The organism is Sporocytophaga myxococcoides (assembly GCF_000775915.1).
GTDB classification, from domain to species: domain Bacteria; phylum Bacteroidota; class Bacteroidia; order Cytophagales; family Cytophagaceae; genus Sporocytophaga; species Sporocytophaga myxococcoides_A.
Genome location: NZ_BBLT01000004.1, coordinates 301,916 through 320,159, shown reverse-complemented (window position 1 = coordinate 320,159; position 18,244 = coordinate 301,916). Strand labels below are relative to the sequence as shown.

The 18,244-nt window shown below is 34.5% G+C and carries 15 protein-coding genes; 12 read left to right on the top strand and 3 right to left on the bottom strand.

Annotated features, from left to right (window positions below):
* The first annotated feature begins 2 nt into the window (after positions 1-2).
* From MYP_RS11560 to MYP_RS11530, 7 genes are all read left to right on the top strand, one after another.
* Complete coding sequence (locus MYP_RS11560; RefSeq protein WP_197060064.1) at positions 3-4,250, top strand: CHAT domain-containing protein; 4,248 nt, start codon at positions 3-5, stop codon at positions 4,248-4,250.
* A 15-nt stretch (positions 4,251-4,265) separates the two neighbouring features.
* Positions 4,266-4,487 (top strand): hypothetical protein, encoded by a 222-nt coding sequence (locus MYP_RS11555; protein ID WP_045463292.1) that lies wholly within the window; start codon positions 4,266-4,268, stop codon positions 4,485-4,487.
* 330 nt (positions 4,488-4,817) lie between these two features.
* Positions 4,818-6,392, top strand: a complete 1,575-nt coding sequence (locus tag MYP_RS24985; protein ID WP_156140514.1) for a cellulase family glycosylhydrolase — start codon at positions 4,818-4,820, stop codon at positions 6,390-6,392.
* 247 nt (positions 6,393-6,639) lie between these two features.
* A complete protein-coding gene (gene hmpA, locus MYP_RS11545) occupies positions 6,640-7,851 on the top strand; it encodes an NO-inducible flavohemoprotein (protein WP_045463290.1) in 1,212 nt (403 codons plus the stop codon).
* 11 nt (positions 7,852-7,862) lie between these two features.
* Entirely contained in the window at positions 7,863-8,297 is a 435-nt protein-coding gene (locus MYP_RS11540) for an RrF2 family transcriptional regulator (RefSeq protein ID WP_045463288.1), read from the top strand.
* 323 nt (positions 8,298-8,620) lie between these two features.
* Positions 8,621-9,085: a hypothetical protein gene (locus tag MYP_RS11535; RefSeq protein ID WP_045463286.1), complete on the top strand. Its 465-nt coding sequence runs from the start codon at positions 8,621-8,623 to the stop codon at positions 9,083-9,085.
* Between the two features lie 112 nt (positions 9,086-9,197).
* Positions 9,198-9,656 carry a hemerythrin domain-containing protein gene (locus MYP_RS11530; protein ID WP_045463284.1) on the top strand — a complete coding sequence of 153 codons (459 nt, stop codon included), beginning with the start codon at positions 9,198-9,200 and terminating at the stop codon, positions 9,654-9,656.
* A gap of 11 nt (positions 9,657-9,667) precedes the next feature.
* Here the strand turns inward: MYP_RS11530 and MYP_RS11525 are convergent, their stop codons facing one another.
* Entirely contained in the window at positions 9,668-10,453 is a 786-nt protein-coding gene (locus MYP_RS11525) for an AraC family transcriptional regulator (protein ID WP_045463282.1), read from the bottom strand.
* A gap of 185 nt (positions 10,454-10,638) precedes the next feature.
* Here MYP_RS11525 and MYP_RS11520 point away from each other — a divergent pair, with 185 nt between their 5' ends.
* From MYP_RS11520 to MYP_RS11500, 5 genes are all read left to right on the top strand, one after another.
* Positions 10,639-11,976, top strand: coding sequence for a TolC family protein (locus MYP_RS11520; protein ID WP_045463279.1), 1,338 nt, complete (start codon positions 10,639-10,641; stop codon positions 11,974-11,976).
* Positions 11,976-13,034, top strand: coding sequence for an HlyD family secretion protein (locus MYP_RS11515; protein WP_045463276.1), 1,059 nt, complete (start codon positions 11,976-11,978; stop codon positions 13,032-13,034). Before MYP_RS11520 ends, MYP_RS11515 begins: the two co-directional genes overlap by 1 nt.
* A 5-nt stretch (positions 13,035-13,039) precedes the next feature.
* Entirely contained in the window at positions 13,040-14,629 is a 1,590-nt protein-coding gene (locus MYP_RS11510) for an MFS transporter (protein ID WP_045463272.1), read from the top strand.
* 152 nt (positions 14,630-14,781) lie between these two features.
* Positions 14,782-15,117, top strand: coding sequence for a hypothetical protein (locus MYP_RS11505; RefSeq protein ID WP_045463269.1), 336 nt, complete (start codon positions 14,782-14,784; stop codon positions 15,115-15,117).
* A gap of 17 nt (positions 15,118-15,134) precedes the next feature.
* A complete protein-coding gene (locus tag MYP_RS11500) occupies positions 15,135-15,419 on the top strand; it encodes a hypothetical protein (protein WP_156140512.1) in 285 nt (94 codons plus the stop codon).
* 249 nt (positions 15,420-15,668) lie between these two features.
* On the opposite strand, the gene MYP_RS11495 is transcribed toward MYP_RS11500, so the two are convergent.
* Positions 15,669-16,376, bottom strand: a complete 708-nt coding sequence (locus MYP_RS11495; RefSeq protein WP_262506766.1) for a carbonic anhydrase family protein — start codon at positions 16,374-16,376, stop codon at positions 15,669-15,671.
* 45 nt (positions 16,377-16,421) lie between these two features.
* Positions 16,422-18,026, bottom strand: coding sequence for a SulP family inorganic anion transporter (locus MYP_RS11490; protein WP_045463261.1), 1,605 nt, complete (start codon positions 18,024-18,026; stop codon positions 16,422-16,424).
* Between the last annotated feature and the right edge of the window lie 218 nt (positions 18,027-18,244).

The window sequence follows — 18,244 nt, the reverse complement described above, 5'->3', positions numbered from 1 at the left end:
TTATGAATCGTTTTTTACTGGGAGTCTTCCTTTGTTTTCTTTCTCTGGTTACAAAAGGAGGAGACAATGAAAACCATCTGAAACAGGCTAAGAATGACAAAAAACTCGCTTTTCTTAAATATAAGTTTGATCAGGGGGAGTATGAAGAATGTATTGATGGAGCTAATAAGTTTGCCAGAAGCTATGACAAAGGTAAGGTAACCATATCCGATGCTACCAGGGCAAAGTTACTGGAAGCAAGTTCTTATTTTTCCATGTTGTCATTTGAAAAAGCAAGTCAAACCTATAATGCAGCTTTAAGCCTTGCAGAAAAAAGTAAAATTCAGCCAAGAGACGAACATAAATGCCTGCTTTATATTGCTCAATACCTTAATGAAACGGGAAATTATGTTGAAGAAGAAAACGTCCTTCATCAAATAGATAAAATTTCCGGAATAGATAAGGCTTCTACGGAGGTATTGGATTTTTTATTAACCCGTGCAGAACTTTATAAAAACCAGGGATACTGCTTTAAGGCACTTGAAATAATTGAAAATCAGGAGCCGTATAGATTAAAAATGGCATCATCTCAGTTGGTTGAAGATAAAGATAAAGCAGCACAGGATAAAGATATTGATTTTCTAACTCGCAAAGAGACCTATTTACATTTACTCAATCTTAAAGCAACTTGCTTGTTTCAGATAGGTAAAACAAGTGAGGCGGAAATGTTAATTAAAAACAACCTTTTGTGGGGTAATAAAAATCTTTCCTCTTCAAACAGATATGTGATTGAAGCATTAAGAGGGGAAGCAGAACTACTGGATAAGAAAAAATCTTATGGCAAATCAGCAATGGCCTATAATCAATGTTACGGTCGTTCCTCAGCAGCGGAATATGAGTCATCAAAAGTGGAAGACCTGGTCAATCAGACTATTGAATCTATAAAGGATGGACAGATCATTCAATATAAAAATTATCTGCGCAGACTTCAGATGTATGCATTCAGGTCAGTTGGGACAAAGGATAGATATGAAATTGCTTATAACTATTGTGAAGCTCTCAGATCCTTTTATGAAGGTGACCTGCAGGCTGCCGAAAGCAGACTTAATTCTTTGGTTTCTATAATTAAGTTTTTACCTCCTTACCATCCTTATCACTATAAGACACTTCAATTAAAAGCTGATATTAAGCTAAGACAGGGAGATCTGAAAAGCTATAGGAATGTATTATTGTCAAGAGCTGAGTTTAATTCAAAATTTAAAGGTGCCAAGTCCCCTGAATTTTTTAAAGCTAATTTGGAACTTGCATTGTACGAACTTAATTATGGTTCTGATCTGAATATGGCTGAAAAGATGTTCTTTGCCAATTATTCATCTCGCCTTAAAAACGAAATTGCAAAAGAAAGTGATCTGAATATCTTTTATTTAAAAGCGTTTGCAAGACTATTAGAGAAAAAAGATAAGCTGGATTCGGCCATTACTGTAATGAAAGATGTCGTATCAGGTTCTGTTCTCCAACATGGAGAAAAGTCTCCTGAATACGCAGCTGGTATTGCTAAATTGGGGGAATTACTGATTCTCTCAGGTAAATACGAAGATGGCTTTTCTTCAGTTCAAAAGGCTGAAATAGCTATGGAGTCTGGAAAGGAGAATCGTAACGAGCTATCGATAGAAGCTTATCTGATAATTTCCAGGCTTTATGCATTTAAGGGTGAATTTGATAAGAGTAAGAACTTGTTGAATAAAGTAGCACAATTGAATCTTAATAAAAAAGGATTTGATCCTCTTGCAGATGCAGTAGAGCATGAACAGGCAGCTTCTCTTTATCTTATGACTGGCAATTATTACAAAGGTGAGAAAGAAGTAAAGAAATCACAGGAGATAAAGGAAAGAATTCTTGAAGGAGGTAGTTTGCAACTTTTATCTGTTTATGAAACTTTAGCCAGACTTAATTTAATTAATGGAAATTATAATTTGGCAGATCAATATTTAAAGTATTCAAAGGATATAGCTGAAAAGGTTTTTGATAAACAGTCCCTTTATCAGACCGGAATACAGCTTATGCAAGGAGATTATTTTAATGAGATTGGTGATTATAAGAAGGCTGAAGATGCATTTGCTAAAGCTGATGAAATCTTTTTATCAAAACTCGGAAAGGAAAATCTTAAGCGTGCAGAAACTTTGTTTAAGCTCGCTGCTCTAAAATACAAAAGAGGAGCAAAGGTAGCAGAAGCAGAAAAGCTTTATCAGGAAGCCGGAAAAATTATTCAAAAAAGCGTTGGAGAGAATAATCCCCTATATGCACTGCATTTACAGAAGCTGGCTGAATTTTATATTCAGATAAAAAGAACTGAAGAAGTTGACAGACTTTTAAGCGAAGCAGAAAAATACTGGGATAAAAAGATAGGCTCGGATAACAAGTATAATGCAGAAATTAAGCTTCTGCAGGGTGATATAGCTTATAATAAAGAGAAGTTTGATGTTGCTGAGAAAAATTATCAGAAGTCAAGGCAGCTTTTTAGTACCATATTTAATGAAAAACATCCGGGTTATATACAGGCAACAGGCAAGCTTGCCAGAGTACAATATATGATGAAAGGGTATGATAAATCTCTGGAATTAATGGAAGAGATCATTCCGAAGTACCTGGATTATACGAGAAATTACTTTCCATCTCTAAGTTTCAGGGAAAAAAGCAAGTTCTGGAGTAAGATGAAAGACGAATTTGAATTTTATAATTTCCTTGCTCTTGATGTATTTGGCAACAAAAAATCCAGATTATCTTCTGAGGTATATAACAATACTATTGCAACCAAAGCTCTTTTGTTAAGTTCCAACATAAAGTTGAGGGAACAGATTCTGAATAGCAAAGATACAGTTCTTATAGGAATGTATAATGAATGGATTATGCAAAGCGAATCCCTTACCAGTTCGTTATCTTATACAAAGGAACAACTTACAGCTCAGAATATAGATCCTCATCGTATTGAAGCGTCTATTGAGCATCTGGAAAAAGAAATGAGCAAGCGCTCCACTCTCTTTAACGGAGAAGAAATCAAGAGAAGGGCTACCTGGAAAGAAATAAGAACAAACTTAAGTGAAAATGAATATGCAGTGGAGATGGTGCGTTATAGGTTCTTCAATAAGATGTTCTCCGACTCTGTAATCTATACAGCGCTTATAGTTAATAAACATTCAAGCGAATCTCCTGATGTGGTTTCATTTTCTAATGGTAATGCTATGGAAAAGAAATTTCTGAAATATTACAGGAATGTGGCAAATATGAATATAGCGGATGAATACTCTTATGATACTTATTGGAAAAATATCAAAAGTAAAATTCCCGATGGAGCTACAGTTTATTTTTCTTCAGAGGGTGTTTACAATCAGCTAAATATTGAAATGATGCCTGCACCAGATGGCTCTTTTGTATTAGAGAAGAATCAGATAGTTCTGGTTACAAATACTAAAGATTTACTAGGTGTTGCTGAGAGTAAAAAGAAAAGCAATATTAAAGAGGTAAGAAGAACTCATTCGGATGAATATCTTCTTTGTGGTAATCCTGATTTCTATTCAGAAAAAAACAATGGAAAAAGTGCTTCAGTTGTTGCCTTGCCTGGAGCTGAAAAGGAAGTGAATGAATTAACAACTTTACTTAATGGAACCGGAAAAAGGACCGTCAAAGTTTTAAGTAATCATGTGACGGAGGATACTATTGGTTCCTTCGTCAACCCGAAGGTGTTTCATATTGCTACTCATGGTTATTTTAAAGAAACCATGGCCCGAGTTAATGATGATGACTTTGCATCAAATCCTTTGTTAAATTCAGGTTTAATGCTGTCGGGAGCAGGGGAAATACTTAGCAATGCCGAAAATACATACGTGAATCAGAAAGATGGAATACTCACAGCTTATGAAGCGATGAATCTAAACTTCACTTCTACAGAACTCGTGGTGCTAAGTGCTTGTGAAACAGGTCGAGGGGATGTTCAGGTAGGGGAAGGCGTTTATGGTCTTCAAAGATCCTTCCTAATAGCTGGTGCTGATGCAGTAATTATGAGTTTATTTAAAGTAAATGATGAAATAACTCAAAAACTAATGCTTTCTTTTTATAAAAAATGGATAGAAAGTGGAAATAAAAGAAAAGCCTTTCTGGAAGCTAAGCGCGAAATCCGAAAGATATATGACAACCCCTTGAGTTGGGGGGCATTTATTATGATTGAGGGAAGGCCTTATCGGGAACAAACCTTGCAGGCTTTGGTTAAAGAATAAAGGTGTATACGGCTTATGATTAATGACGAAGACTTCTCAAAATTACCTTTGGAGGACCAGGCACTATTTTTATGGGAGCATGGGCAATTTGTGGATCTTAGAAAAGATTTGAATCATACCATTCAGCTTTATGCTGTTGGAAAACTTTTTTATGAGGTCTGGTATGAAAATGAAGACAATCAAACAGAAAAGATCCAAAAAATTGATGCTGACGATGTAATTATTCTATATCCGTAATTAATAATCATGGAAATAAAAAATGCCCCGGAATGTATTGTTTAAAGCATAGGTCGGGGCATCTTTTTTAGGCTTTTATTTGGAGAAGTTCAATGGAGTATTTAAAAAGTACTATTGTTCCTAATTAGAATTCTGATTTTATTATATCCATTTATAAAAATTTTTATTGTGTAATCTTTTGTTTTTTAGTTAGTTGTATTTTTTTGTTGATGTTTTTACTCCCTTGGTCTTTGTTTTTAATGATACAGCTCCTGTTTTCAGTGCAATTTATGTTGGTTGGAAAATCAAAGATTAATCTTTAAATTATTCAATAAATTTAAAAATATCAGGATGAAATTTATATCTAAAATTCAGTTTCTCTTATTATTCTTCCTCCTAGAGTCCAGCATAAATGCTTTTGGTCAATATCCTGCCGGATCTCCTGTTGCTATTAATGGTAAGCTTAAATTAATCGGTAATCAACTTAGTAATGAGTGTGGGAACCCTGTTGTTCTGAGAGGAATCAGTTCACATGGAATGCAGTGGTTTCCGGCCTGTATGAAGGATGAAGGGCTGTCTGAGCTGGCTAATAACTGGCAAATTGACGTATTCCGCCTCGCAATGTACATTCCGAGATCCGATAATGGATACCTAACCAATCCAAGTTATTGGAGAAATTATATTGATACCTGGGTTGACAAGTGCGAAAAGCTTGGGATTTATTGCATGATTGATTGGCATGTGCTACACCCGGGCGATCCTAATGTTTATGTAAAAGAATCAATGGATTTCTGGGCTTACATGGCCTCAAAACACAAAGGTAAAAGGCATGTGATATATGAAATCTGCAATGAGCCAAATGGACTTAAAGCAGATGAAGAACCGGTAGAATGGGAAGATGTGAAAAAGTATGCTGATCAGGTAATTCCTGTTATTAGGAATATTGATCCTAGTACAATTATCATTGTGGGAACTCCAAATTTTAGTCAGTCTGTAGATAAACCTTCTCTTTATCCTTTACAATATGATAATATAATGTATGCTCTTCATTTTTATTCAGGAAGCCATGGGGTTTCTTTAATGAAGTTAGCGGAGAGAGCTTTAAGTAGAGGAATAGCCTTGTTTATTACAGAAAGCGGTACCAGCGATGCAAGCGGAAATGGAGGTCCTTATCTTGATAAATATAAAGAATGGATAAATTGGATGGATAAAAATAAACTAAGCTGGATAGTCTGGAGCTTCGCAGATAAAAATGAATCTTCGGCTCTTCTGGCACAAAGGGCATGCGCTTCTAATCAATGGAACAACTTATCTGAGTCTGGCACTTTCATTAAAGAAAATATTAACGCACCAGCTGATAATTTTATCGCTTGTAATCAATCGCCAAAAGTTAATCTGATTTCTCCTGCTCAGGATACAACAGTTGTTTCTCCTGAGGAGTTAATATTGAAGGCAAATGCGGTCGATCCCAATGGTAATATAGTTAAAGTTGACTTTTATCTGAATACATCTCTGATAGGCACTGTTAATGCCCCATCCGATTCCTATAAGATAAGTTTGGCAGATATCCCTTCAGGGGTACATACCATTAAGGCAGTTGCAACTGATGAGAAAGGTGCTTTTGGATCCTCGCTAAGAACAATTACTGTCAATTCTGTAGATGGTTTGTTTTCAAAGCAAGTTTATGGAGCTGCGGAAAATCTTTTCCCAAATCCAAGCAGTAGTTCTTTTGCATTTAAGGTACCAGAGCAGGTTAGATCGCTTCATGTGCTAAACCTATATGGTGAGATTATAGAATCTAAAGAATATGTAGCTCCTGGGCAAACGCTGGATTTAGGTAGTACTTATGCTAATGGTACTTATATTATGAAGGTGCAGTATGATTCTGGAATTTCAGAGATATACAGGATGATAAAGGTGAGATAAAAGTTATCTTAAAAAATTAAAGTGGGTAGTCTGTTTGTGCAGGCTACCCATTTTTTTTGCACATTAACAAACTAATAATCTCGATTGGTCTTCCTGATAATAATAACTAGGAACTACTATTGATGGACAGGCATTATAATACAGTCCATATAACTTGAAAGCATAATTGTTAAAAATATTTAAAGAGGTATTTTGTATGCAACTTTAAAGGTGTATATTTGGTGCAACTTTAAAATCTACTAAAATTATGTTAACAAAAACAGAAATTGACTTAATAAAAGGTACTGTTCCTATATTAAGGGAGCATGGCCTGTTGCTGACCAAGCATTTTTATCAGAGAATGTTTAGGTTAAATCCTGAGTTAAAAAATCTCTTTAATATGGGAAATCAGAAAAATGAAACTCAGCAAACTGCACTTGCAAATTCTGTACTTGCTTATGCTGAGAATATAGAAAACCCTGGAGTTTTGTTACCTGTGTTACAACATATAGGAGAGAAACATACAAGTTTGATGATTACTGCAGAACAGTATTCAATAGTAGGAGAGAATTTATTAGCTTCAATACAAGAAGTACTTGGCGAAGGAGCTTCAGATGAACTCATTGCTGCATGGGGAAAAGCTTATACAATCCTAGCAGACATAATGATTAATCTTGAAAAATCGATTTATATTGAAAAAAGCAGTTTATCAGGAAGTTGGAGCGGATGGAGGAAATTTGTCATAAAGAAGAAAGTGCAGGAATCTGAGGAGATTACTTCATTTTACTTATATCCGGAGGATGGAAAGGATGTTTCATTACATAAGCCTGGACAATATCTAAGCATCAGAGTTTTTGTAAAAGAGCTAGGTATATTTCAGCCAAGGCAATATAGTATTTCATCAGCTCCTGGAAATAAATATTACAGAATTTCGGTTAAAAAAGAAGTTGGACAGGGGGTAGCAAAAGAAGATGGAATAATTTCTAATTATCTTCACAACTCATTGGGTGAAGGGGACATTGTTGAAGCTACACCTCCAGCCGGCGAATTTGTGTTAAATCTAGAAAATAAGGGTCCGGTTGTCCTTATCAGCGGAGGTATAGGTCAGACACCATTTATGTCCATGTTGGAATACCTTGCTGGTGAATCTGAGAGGCGTGAAGTAAAATGGATTCACGGTTGTCGATCAGCAAACGTTCATGCATTTAAGAATGAGGTCAGTGACTTGAATAAAAAGTTTGACTGGCTTGAGCATATTGTATTTTATGATGATTGTTCCGGTTCGGAGGAAAATGTTAAAAAGGGAAGAGTAGAACTGTCTGAAGTAAAGGAAACAATATTATTACCCGATGCGGATTATTATATTTGTGGTCCCAAATTATTTCTGGAAAAGGCAATAAAGGATCTTGCAGCATTGGGGGTCGATAGAGAACATGTCTTTTTTGAAGAGTTTGGTCCTCAGACATTGAATTTGAATTAGAATATAAAGGAATGAAACTGAATCAATTTACTGATTATGGATTACGGATTTTGATGTATATCTCACGAAAGCCGTCAAACATGCCTGCTACAACTATTACTGAATTGTCTGAAAGGTTTGGAATATCCAGAAATCACGTGGCAAAAGTGGTTCAGTTTCTTTCCAATAATAAAATTATTGATGCGCAGAGAGGAAGAGGGGGCGGATTGTATTTGTCAGATAAACCTGAAATGTATAAGATAGGTGATCTTATCCGTTTACTTGAAATGGAGGAGGAACTAGTCGGATGTGAAACCCCTCCCTGTATACTTGCTGATAGCTGTGGTTTTAAATCAGTTCTGAAAAGCGCATTATATGCCTTCTATGATTACCTTAATCAATATACATTAAAAGATATCAGCAAACCAAAGGTTACCAGAGCTCTTGATAGTCTGATAAAAGGTTAATAGGTGAACGCATTTGTATTTTTCCTTAAAGCTAAATCATTGCATTAATAATCGTATAAGGAGACCTCATTATGAATTATGGAAAAGAGTTTCATGTAGCTAAGCATATATAATTCCCTTGCTTTAAAAAAGTTTGTTAATAATTCCATTGGCGGGATTAAGCTAAATTTAGTCTATTTTGAATAATGCAGTAAGTTGAAAGTTCGGATATCTTTACAACTACCAACGATAATTTTTGAAAGCGCCTCACTAATTAATATTTTAGGCTTAATAGACCTTTCAAATCATTAGAGCTGATTCTGTTTTTCATAAATCTAAATTGTATGATTGCAACGGTAAAATATCCCATTGTTCTGATAAGTGTTTTTTTGTGGTTAGGATTTGCCTGTGCTTTAGATTTTATAGAGTTTAGTATTGAGTATAAGTCAATTTCTGTATCCACTTCTATTGAAATATTTTTGTCCGATTTGATATATAATACTATGACTAATTTTGAGTGGTTCTTCGTATTGTTGATTATTGGAACAACTTATTTCACAAGTATAGAAGAAATATTTCCTTTGTATACTTTATTTATTATTCCTTTCATTATCCTTAGTATTCAGACGTCCAGATTATTTCCAGGTATGAATAATCATTCGGTTTTTGTGATAGGAAAAACCAGTTATAGTTTATACAGTTCCTTTTGTTATCAGATCCTGGAGGGAATAAAGGTTATGTGTCTGCTGATATTCGGTTTAAAACTTATAAAGTTAACTAATAATAAAGAGGGAGCGAATGATAGATGATATAGTCTAAGCGTTCAGATTGGTAAAGGTTCCGGTTTATATTAAATTTTTTATTGATAAGGGATGACATTATTGCAAATTATATGGAGAATTAATTTAACTAATAAATCCAATGGGAAATCAAATTTTTGAATGTAGTCAGGTTATGGATTTTTTGAAAAATGAACATCATGTTATTTTTGAGTTGTGTTACAGAATAAGGGTTGGCCTATATCAAAAGGTACAAACAAAGAGAATAAAGATTTATGCAGACTTGTTTTACCACGAATATCTAAAACCACATTTTGAGCTGGAAGAACAATATATTTTTTCTGTTTTTGAAAAGGATAATCTTTTGGTAAAAAGAGCAGTATCGGAGCATAGAAAATTAAAGAGATTATTTGAAAACGGTGATAATATAGAAGGATCGCTCAGTCTTATCGAAGAGGTATTGGAAAAACATCTTCGATTTGAAGAGCACGTATTATTTACCAGTTTAATGGAAAAAACAGAGAGTAAAAAAATCTTATTTATTATGCCTGAACTTAATGAAACTTTAATTGAATGGCCTGATAAGTTCTGGGTAAATTGAATAGAGTTTTTTTACTTTTCTTTCTTAAAATCAGAAGGTCTGTAATTAGTAAGTTTTAAGAAAGTGCTGCTGAAAGATGCAAGGCTTTGATATCCGACTGTGTAAGCAATTTCACTGAGAGATAGATTGGTTTGAAGCATTAATTCAATTGATCTTACCATTCGAAGTAGTTTTAAGTATTGAAGAAATGACATGTTCAGTGTTTGCTGAAAAAGTCTTGATAATGATCTTTCACTCATCCCAAATCTATGGCTGATGCTTTCAAGAGAGTGTGTATCACCAATGTTTTTTTCCAGGTATCTTAGTATAGGAAGCATTCTTTCATGTTCCGTAAAAGGTAGAGCGAATGGGATTTTTTTTGAGCTGATTTCTGGTAAAATATTTTTTATAGCTGAAAGAAATAAAAATCTGTTATCACCAGGTAAAATATGTCCGTCCCATGGCTCAGAGTATTTTATCATCTGCATCAAAAGATCATTAATGGGGTAAATTCCCATCTGTGAATAAAATGGAGAGGTATTATCATCATGAGTATAAAAAAATAATGATCTGAGAACTGTTCCGGAATGCCCAATTTTTAATACATGTGATAGTCCTGTTGGAATCCAGAAATAATGTCTCGCAGGTATGACGTATCTTTGATTGCCTATATCAAGATAAGCAATTCCACCTTCTACATAAGAAAGCTGTCCCTTCGTATGTTTATGGTTAGGAATATATTTTTCAGATCGTTCATGCATAACAAATACTGACTCAGGACGCTTGTCAATATCAGGTAAACTTGCAATCAGACTCATGATATTTTAATAATATTATTATATATAATAAACGATGCAATCTATAAAAACATCCTTTATAAGGAATGAAAAATTTTACAAATTTTCTAAAAAAAATGATTGGCTGGAATAAACTAATATTAGTCCATTTTGGATAAAATTGAATTATATAAGACAAATAACTTTACAGCATAAATAGTAACAGAATGTTTAGCTGTCTTAGAAACACAAGTATATTAAGTATTCTTATTTTAATTTCCATTTCCATTCCGGTTTTTTCTCAAGATTCTCTTAACATGCCCATTCCTCTTTACATGGACAATATATGGCAGAAAGCTCTTGAAAATAGCAAAAAGATAGAATTGTCATATTTTGAAGAGTCAATTGGAAAAGAAGAAATCAGGGAAGTACAATATGAAAGACTTCCGGAAATACAATTCAGTGGACATATCGAACATGCTACGAACCTTGCTGTGTATACCCATGGCCTTTTAAATAAACCTGAACAACATGAGGTCATTCATACTTTGTACAGATTAGGGACTGATTTTTATCTTAATATATATGATGGAAATAAGTTAAATCTCTCCGTCGATAAAAGGAAACTTTTATATGAAATAGCTATGGAACAAAGAAAATATACTGTTTCTGATATCAAGCTGCAGGCATCGGTTTATTATTTGAATTTAATGCGGAATCTGATTTTTAAAGATCTTATGATAAAGGACATTGAAAATCAAGAGAAGCAACTCGCAGAGATCAAAGAATTATATAGCAATGGGGTGGTGCTGAAGAGTGATGCATTAAGGGTAGAGTTAAAACTGTCCAATCAGAAACTGATGCTGGTGCAGATTGAAAATAATATTGCGATAGCCAATCAAAAGTTAAATATACTTATTGGTCTTGCTGATACTGTTGCTGTGTTGCCAAAGGAGATTATCAATCCTGAGCTAATTTCATTAAAATCTTATGAATCTTACCTGGAAGAGGCAATGTCTAAGTCTTTCATATATCATATATCCGAGAAGAAAGAAAAGATCAGTCATATTCAGCTTCAATACACGAAAGCAGCGGTAAGACCAAGGTTTGGCCTATACGGAGATTTCTGGCTTGCAAATCCACAGATATTTCTTTTTCCATATTCTCCCAGCAACTATACGCTAGGTGTGATAGGATTCAAAGCTAGTCTTCCAGTCTCAGAATTGTATATCAATAGACCCAAAACAAAACTTGCTCATTTGAATCTGAAGAAAGAGGAATTAGAACACCATGATACAGAAGACAAGATAAGGAAGGATGTCTATGAAGCCTTTCTTAGATTCAGGGAATCACTTGTACGGATTAATGTTGCCAAGGCTAATATTGATCAGGCCGCTGAAAATGCAAGAATAGTAAGAAATAACTTCTTTAATCAGGCTGCTTTAATAACTGATCTGCTGGATGCGGATATTCAGGCTTTGCAGACACAGTTTGAATATGCTTCTTCCAGAATGGATGCACAAATCCAATATTATAAGCTTCAAAATATATTAGGTAATCTTTAATGAAAAAGGCAAGTCAATATACGTTAACGGATCAGTTGATCACCAGGATTACTGCATGGATAGCTGGTGGAATTGGAGTTGTTTTATTTATCTGGGGGGTAATAACCTTTTGGGATCTCTATAAAAATGAAACAACTAATGATGCACAGGTGCAGGAATATATCAATCCTATTATTTCTCGTTCAGGAGGTTTTATTGTAGAAGTGAAGTTTGATGAAAATCAGCCTGTGAAAAAAGGAGATACATTATTGCTTATTGACGACAGGGAATATAAAATACAACAAGCCCAGACAGAAGCCGCTTTAATGAATGCACAGGCACAGTTAAAGGTATTAGAAGTAAAAATAGTAACTCTGAAAAGGAGCTCTCAGGTTAAGTTTGCAAGGATAGCAATAGCAGATGCTGAACTATGGAAAAAGGAACTGGATTTTGTAAGATATAAGAAGCTACTGGCAACTGAGTCTGCCACACAGCAACATTTGGAAACTGTTGAAGCTGCATATAATGTGGCTAAGGCCGAAAGGCTTTCAGTCGGAGAGGACTACGAAGCTTCGGTTTCACAGGTTGAAGATGCAATTGCTCAAAAAGATGTAATAAAGGCAGAAATAAAGAGGTTGGAAGCCTTGTTAGAAAGGCATAAGCTTGATGTTTCCTATACGGTTATTACAGCATCTTATGATGGTGTAATGGGAAGAAGAACAATAGAAAAGGGACAGATGATTGAAGTGGGAGAGATTCTTGGTTATATAGTTAACAGGGAGACAGATAAATGGGTAGTGGCAAATTATAAAGAAACTCAGATTAAATCTATGGACATAGGGGATACAGCAGAGTTCACAGCAGATGCTTTTCCTGATAAGATTTTTAAAGGGATAATAATTTCTTTATCACCTTCAACAGGTTCCAGCTTTTCTTTACTTCCACCTGATAATTCCACTGGTAACTATGTGAAAATTGTTCAACGTATTCCTGTTCGTATTCGTGTAACGGGATCAGTAAAAGATGTCAGCCTGCTTAAGGCTGGAATGAACGTTAATGTTTCGGTACGCAAAAAATAAAATATATGCTGGAGAAAAGTTTCTTGTTTAAAGAGTGGGTGCCAGAATGGTTGGTTAAGATTACTCTGTTTATGGTCCTTCTGCCCGGCCTTGTTCTTTTCTTTCTTCCTCTGACTAATTTAAATGCTTCTGCAGGTAATACAGGCATGGAGACTTATGATGTATATTATTCAGTGGTCCTGTTCTATGCAGGTTATGCCAGTTTCTTTTCACTTGAAAGGAGATTCTTCAACTTTCTTGCTGCAAAGGAATATTTTGTAATTATTACATTTATTCAACTCCTAAGCTCATACATCTGTTTTATGACAGACAAGACTCTGGTACTGTTTATATTCAGATTTATTCAGGGAATGGCATTTACTATGACTGTCAATCTTGCTCTGACTTTAATTTTTATGCGGCTTCATTCTGAAAGGGCAAGGACAATTGGGTATTCTATATTTTTTGGTATGCTGGTTTGCATGATACCATTTAATAATTTTGCTACCTCAGAAATTGTAGACTCGTTTAATTTTAACTCACTCTATAAATGTGTGATGTATTCTTATCTTCCGGCACTTGGGCTCCTTTTGTTGCTGATGAACGATGTCAGAATCAACGTAAAATTTCCATTGTACAAACTGGATTGGCAGAGTTTTTTATTATATGCAGCTTTTCTGTGCCTGGTTGGATATATAATGGTTTATGGTCAACAATACTATTGGTTGGAAGATCCAGTAATCCGGGGATGTGTTGGCCTGATATTTATCATACTGACTTTATTCATAGTAAGACAGATTTATGCGAAAAGACCCTATTTTAATCTGGAGATCTTTCGTTATAGGAATTTTAAGGTTGGTCTCTTTCTTATGCTGATATTTTATATTTGTCGTTTTGCCTTCGGTATAACTACTAATTATTTTCAGTTTGTTTTAAAGTTAGATCCTATAAATATCGGATATATCACTTTGCTGAATATAGGGGGAATAGTTGCTGGAGTAATCATCGCCTGTGTGTTTGTTCTTGCAAAGCGCCCCATCAGACTTCTATGGATTTATGGTTTTTCAATATTACTTGTCTTTCATTTTTGGATGATTTGGCTGTTTACTCCTCAGGCAAATGAAAGCGAGTTTTTCATTCCCCTGATCCTTCAAGGATTAGGGGTTGGTTTGATTATGACACCCACTATTATATATGTTGTAGCATCTGTTCCTGAGAAATACAGTGCCTCTGCTGCTGGAATTTGTTTGTTTATGAGGTGTTTTGGGTTTTATTTAAGTATCGCCCTGATTAATTATTTTGAATTGCTTTCTAAAGGTATTCACTACAATACCTTCCAGGATCATGTTTCAAAACAAAATCCAGTCCTAATTCAGTCTGTCCATAAAATTAATCACTTGTTATCTATTCATGGAGCTTCTGTTGCAAATACCGCCAGGATGAGTAATAAAATGCTTGTAAATACTTTAAATGTTCAGACGCAGATAAGGTTTGCAATTGATTATTATGAATTGATATGCATTATGCTTGTTTTTACTGTTATACTTGTTGCGCTCTTTCCATATATCAACAGAACTATTATGGCTCTTACAAAGAATCAGCCATCCCCATTTTAATGTTAAATATTACTTTACATAGTACGTTGTAGAAGACTACAGTATCATAATCAAGAATTACACAAAAAATATATAACATGAGTAGAATCTGGATCTTTTTATTTATAAGTCTATTACCTGTCAGCTGTAAGAAGGATAGGTATATTTTTACAATGAAAACCATTAAGCTGAATTCTTACAGAAGGGCAAATTTCCCTTCTCAATTTCTGACTGTTAAAGTTGTGAATACAGGCTTTGGAAATCACATACTGGGAACCACCGGAAAATATCCAAGTGATTTTACGCTTCCTGCTATATTTGCACTGGATAAAGAGCTTGAATTACATTTGTATAAAGAAGATCATATCAGTATACAGTTGTGGGGAGATTCTACTGGGTTTATAGCTTCCAGTACTATAGACATGGAAGAGTATAAGATCATTTATCCGATAGATATGGAGACCAAAAGTGATAGTGTTAGTTTTTCTGTAATGGGTAGTTGGGAATAATATACAAAAATATAAGTATGGATTTTATACCAAAAGAAGACAAACTATTGATTCAATGGTTAAGAAATTATTCTCTCCATTTAACATCAGTAGGAGCTACATTAGGAATTACTCCAGCAGAAATAGCTTCATTAAATGCATTAATCTTTGATGTGACTACAGACCTTATTCAGGGTCGATATAAAGATGAAAATGATAAAAAGGATATAATGCTTAAGTTTTTAATCAAAATGATTAATAAAATGAAGAGCCATCCCCTGTATAATGAATATGAGCATGGAAAAAAGATGGGATTTGCTTGAAGCTACTTCTTTGAGGATATCCTGTTTAGTATAGCTTGTTGAATCTTTGTTATATCTGTTGATATCATTGCTGGAAGAATATAAAAAAACGGTTAGTAAGCGCCGGACCTTCCGATCCGACACTACAATTAACCAAACAAGTTTAAGGATTGATTCCAATAATAACTAGATTCAATCAATGTTTCCTGGTGACGATGCTATCTTATAGCTGAATATATCTATGGATTCTAATAATGCTACTTATACTTACTAAGCACTTTTTGAAACTACTTCCTGAATCTCATTGGTGATACTGGCCTTTGATATCAGGGAATCTTCGTAAAATTCAACCAGACCTGTTTCAAGGTTGTGCATAGCGCCTATAATTGCAATTTCTCCTTTTTCAACCATTTGTTCTAATATATAACTTCTGGATATAATCGAATTAACTGCTCTGTAAACATTGATAGAAGCAACATTTTCTACAAATTCGGCATTTGAAGAATTTCTAAGTTTAACGTCTGTAAACTTCTTTTCTTCATAAACTGCAGGTTGAAGCTTTGCCAGGAGTTCTGATAAATTTCCCATTTCAACATGATCGCAAGCTCCTTTTATTGCTCCGCATTTTGTATGGCCCAACACAACCAGTAATTTTGATCCTGCAACTTTACACGCAAACTCCATGCTTCCAAGGATATCTGTGTTAATGATATTGCCTGCAATTCTTATTGAAAATATATCGCCGAGACCTTGATCGAAAATTAATTCAGAAGAGGTGCGGCTATCAATACAACTCAAAATTGTCGCAAACGGCCATTGACCATTTCGCGTATCATTTGCTTGTTGTAGTAGGTTACGATTTGCTTTTAAATTATTTATAAATCTAATATTTCCCGCTTTTAAAATTTCAATTGCTTTAAGCGGCGTTATAGTAGCTTGAATTTCTTTGGTGCATGTTTTCATATACTTCACATTAATATTAGACAATAGATTAAATTTTAAAAGATTATTTCCTGTTAGAATTTAGGAATTAACAGCTTCCTCAGTGGATGCCTCTATAGAGGTCACTCTTGTTGAGTTATTTATTTTATACTCCTTTCTGAATCCAACTAATTGAACGTTGATTTTTTTATCTTTGGAACCAAATTCCAGAAAATCTTTTATTAGTTGTAATACATCATGATCTATGTATACTGTATGTGATGCATCTATGATTACAGAACTGTTAGCGGGGATATGAACCAATGTCTGTTTGATAGCAGCTTTATTAAGAAATGAAACTTCCTGAGCAAGCTCAATGTGTATCACTTCTCCTTCCTGATGTTCTTCTTTTTTGAAAAAATAAGCAAGTTTTATGTTTCCCTTTAGTATAAAGAAAATGCTTACAGCAAGTCCGATGCCTACTCCCTTCAAAAGGTCGGTAGCTACGACAGCTATTACGGTAACCACAAATGGAATAAACTGGAATTTACCATTATCCCACATATGTTTGAAAACAGAAGGGTTGGCTAGTTTATAACCTATCATAATTAAAACACCTGCAAGACATGCCAAAGGAATTTTATTTAAGATGAAAGGTATTGTCAGTACCGCTGTCATTAAAAATGTACCATGTGCTATAGTCGCAAGTTTGGTTCTTCCACCGGAATTGACATTTGCTGATGTTCTTACGATTACTGAAGTCATTGGAAGTCCTCCGATTAAACCACTAAGAATATTTCCGAAGCCCTGAGCTTTTAGCTCTGTATTTGTATTGGTAAATCTTTTAAGAGGATCTAACTTATCCGCAGCTTCAATACATAAAAGCGTTTCAATACTCGCTACTGTTGCAATAGTTGCAGCCACGATCCAAACATCAATGTTCATAATCTGAGATATGTCCGGAGTGGCAAATTGCCCTATAAAATCACTCATTGACTCTGGTATAGGAAGATTTACCAAATGTTCCTGACTGATAATTAAACCGGAACCTGTAGCTTTAAAAACTTCATTGATGATTGTACCGGCAATTACTGCAACCAGTGCTCCCGGTAAAAATTTTATTTTCTTAAGAAAAGATAATTTATTGAAACTTATAAGTATAACCAACGAAACAATGGTTACAATTATAGCACCAGGATGCGAAAAGTTTACTGAATCAATAATATTGGTAAATAAAGTATGTTTTGATTCTTTATCTATATAGAAGAAGTCTCCTTCATTGGCTATATCATAACCTACTGCATGAGGTAATTGAGTTAGTATAATAATAACTCCAATTGCTGCAAGCATTCCTTCAATAACATTTGAGGGAAAGTAGTTTGAAATACTTCCGGCTTTCGCAAAGCCTAATGCTACTTGCATCAGTCCTGCCAGCACTACAGCCAATAATAATGTTTCAAAAGAGCCAAGAGTTGCAATAGCTGTCAAGATTATAGCTGTAAGTCCTGCCGCAGGTCCGGCAACACTTATCTGAGATTTACTTAAAAAACCTACTACAACACCTCCGATTACTCCCGATATAATACCGGAAAATAAGGGAGCTCCACTTGCCAATGCAATTCCTAAGCAAAGAGGTAGGGCTATTAAAAATACCACTAAACCTGCTAAAATATCTGATTTTAGGTATGTTGAATTGAAATTTCTCATTGATATCCAAATTAAGCCTCAAAAGTAAATGACATGACCTTAAAAAAAACTTAAAATGAATAAAGATTAGCTTAAAGGAATTGGAATAGCAGATTTGTTAGTTTGTATTTCCCTTTTAAACAGATAGTTCCTTGACTTGATCTTTATAATATGATATTTTTGTTAACAGAGATGTACCTTAAGTTTCTATATTAAACTGTTATAATATGGTATCAACT

Coding starts and splice junctions, on each gene's coding strand:
- MYP_RS11560 (WP_197060064.1), top strand. CDS start 3: ATGAATCGTTTTTTACTGGGAGTCTTCCTTTGTTTTCTTTCTCTGGTT.
- MYP_RS11555 (WP_045463292.1), top strand. CDS start 4,266: ATGATTAATGACGAAGACTTCTCAAAATTACCTTTGGAGGACCAGGCA.
- MYP_RS24985 (WP_156140514.1), top strand. CDS start 4,818: ATGAAATTTATATCTAAAATTCAGTTTCTCTTATTATTCTTCCTCCTA.
- hmpA (WP_045463290.1), top strand. CDS start 6,640: ATGTTAACAAAAACAGAAATTGACTTAATAAAAGGTACTGTTCCTATA.
- MYP_RS11540 (WP_045463288.1), top strand. CDS start 7,863: ATGAAACTGAATCAATTTACTGATTATGGATTACGGATTTTGATGTAT.
- MYP_RS11535 (WP_045463286.1), top strand. CDS start 8,621: ATGATTGCAACGGTAAAATATCCCATTGTTCTGATAAGTGTTTTTTTG.
- MYP_RS11530 (WP_045463284.1), top strand. CDS start 9,198: ATGGGAAATCAAATTTTTGAATGTAGTCAGGTTATGGATTTTTTGAAA.
- MYP_RS11525 (WP_045463282.1), bottom strand. CDS start 10,453: ATGAGTCTGATTGCAAGTTTACCTGATATTGACAAGCGTCCTGAGTCA.
- MYP_RS11520 (WP_045463279.1), top strand. CDS start 10,639: ATGTTTAGCTGTCTTAGAAACACAAGTATATTAAGTATTCTTATTTTA.
- MYP_RS11515 (WP_045463276.1), top strand. CDS start 11,976: ATGAAAAAGGCAAGTCAATATACGTTAACGGATCAGTTGATCACCAGG.
- MYP_RS11510 (WP_045463272.1), top strand. CDS start 13,040: ATGCTGGAGAAAAGTTTCTTGTTTAAAGAGTGGGTGCCAGAATGGTTG.
- MYP_RS11505 (WP_045463269.1), top strand. CDS start 14,782: ATGAAAACCATTAAGCTGAATTCTTACAGAAGGGCAAATTTCCCTTCT.
- MYP_RS11500 (WP_156140512.1), top strand. CDS start 15,135: ATGGATTTTATACCAAAAGAAGACAAACTATTGATTCAATGGTTAAGA.
- MYP_RS11490 (WP_045463261.1), bottom strand. CDS start 18,026: ATGAGAAATTTCAATTCAACATACCTAAAATCAGATATTTTAGCAGGT.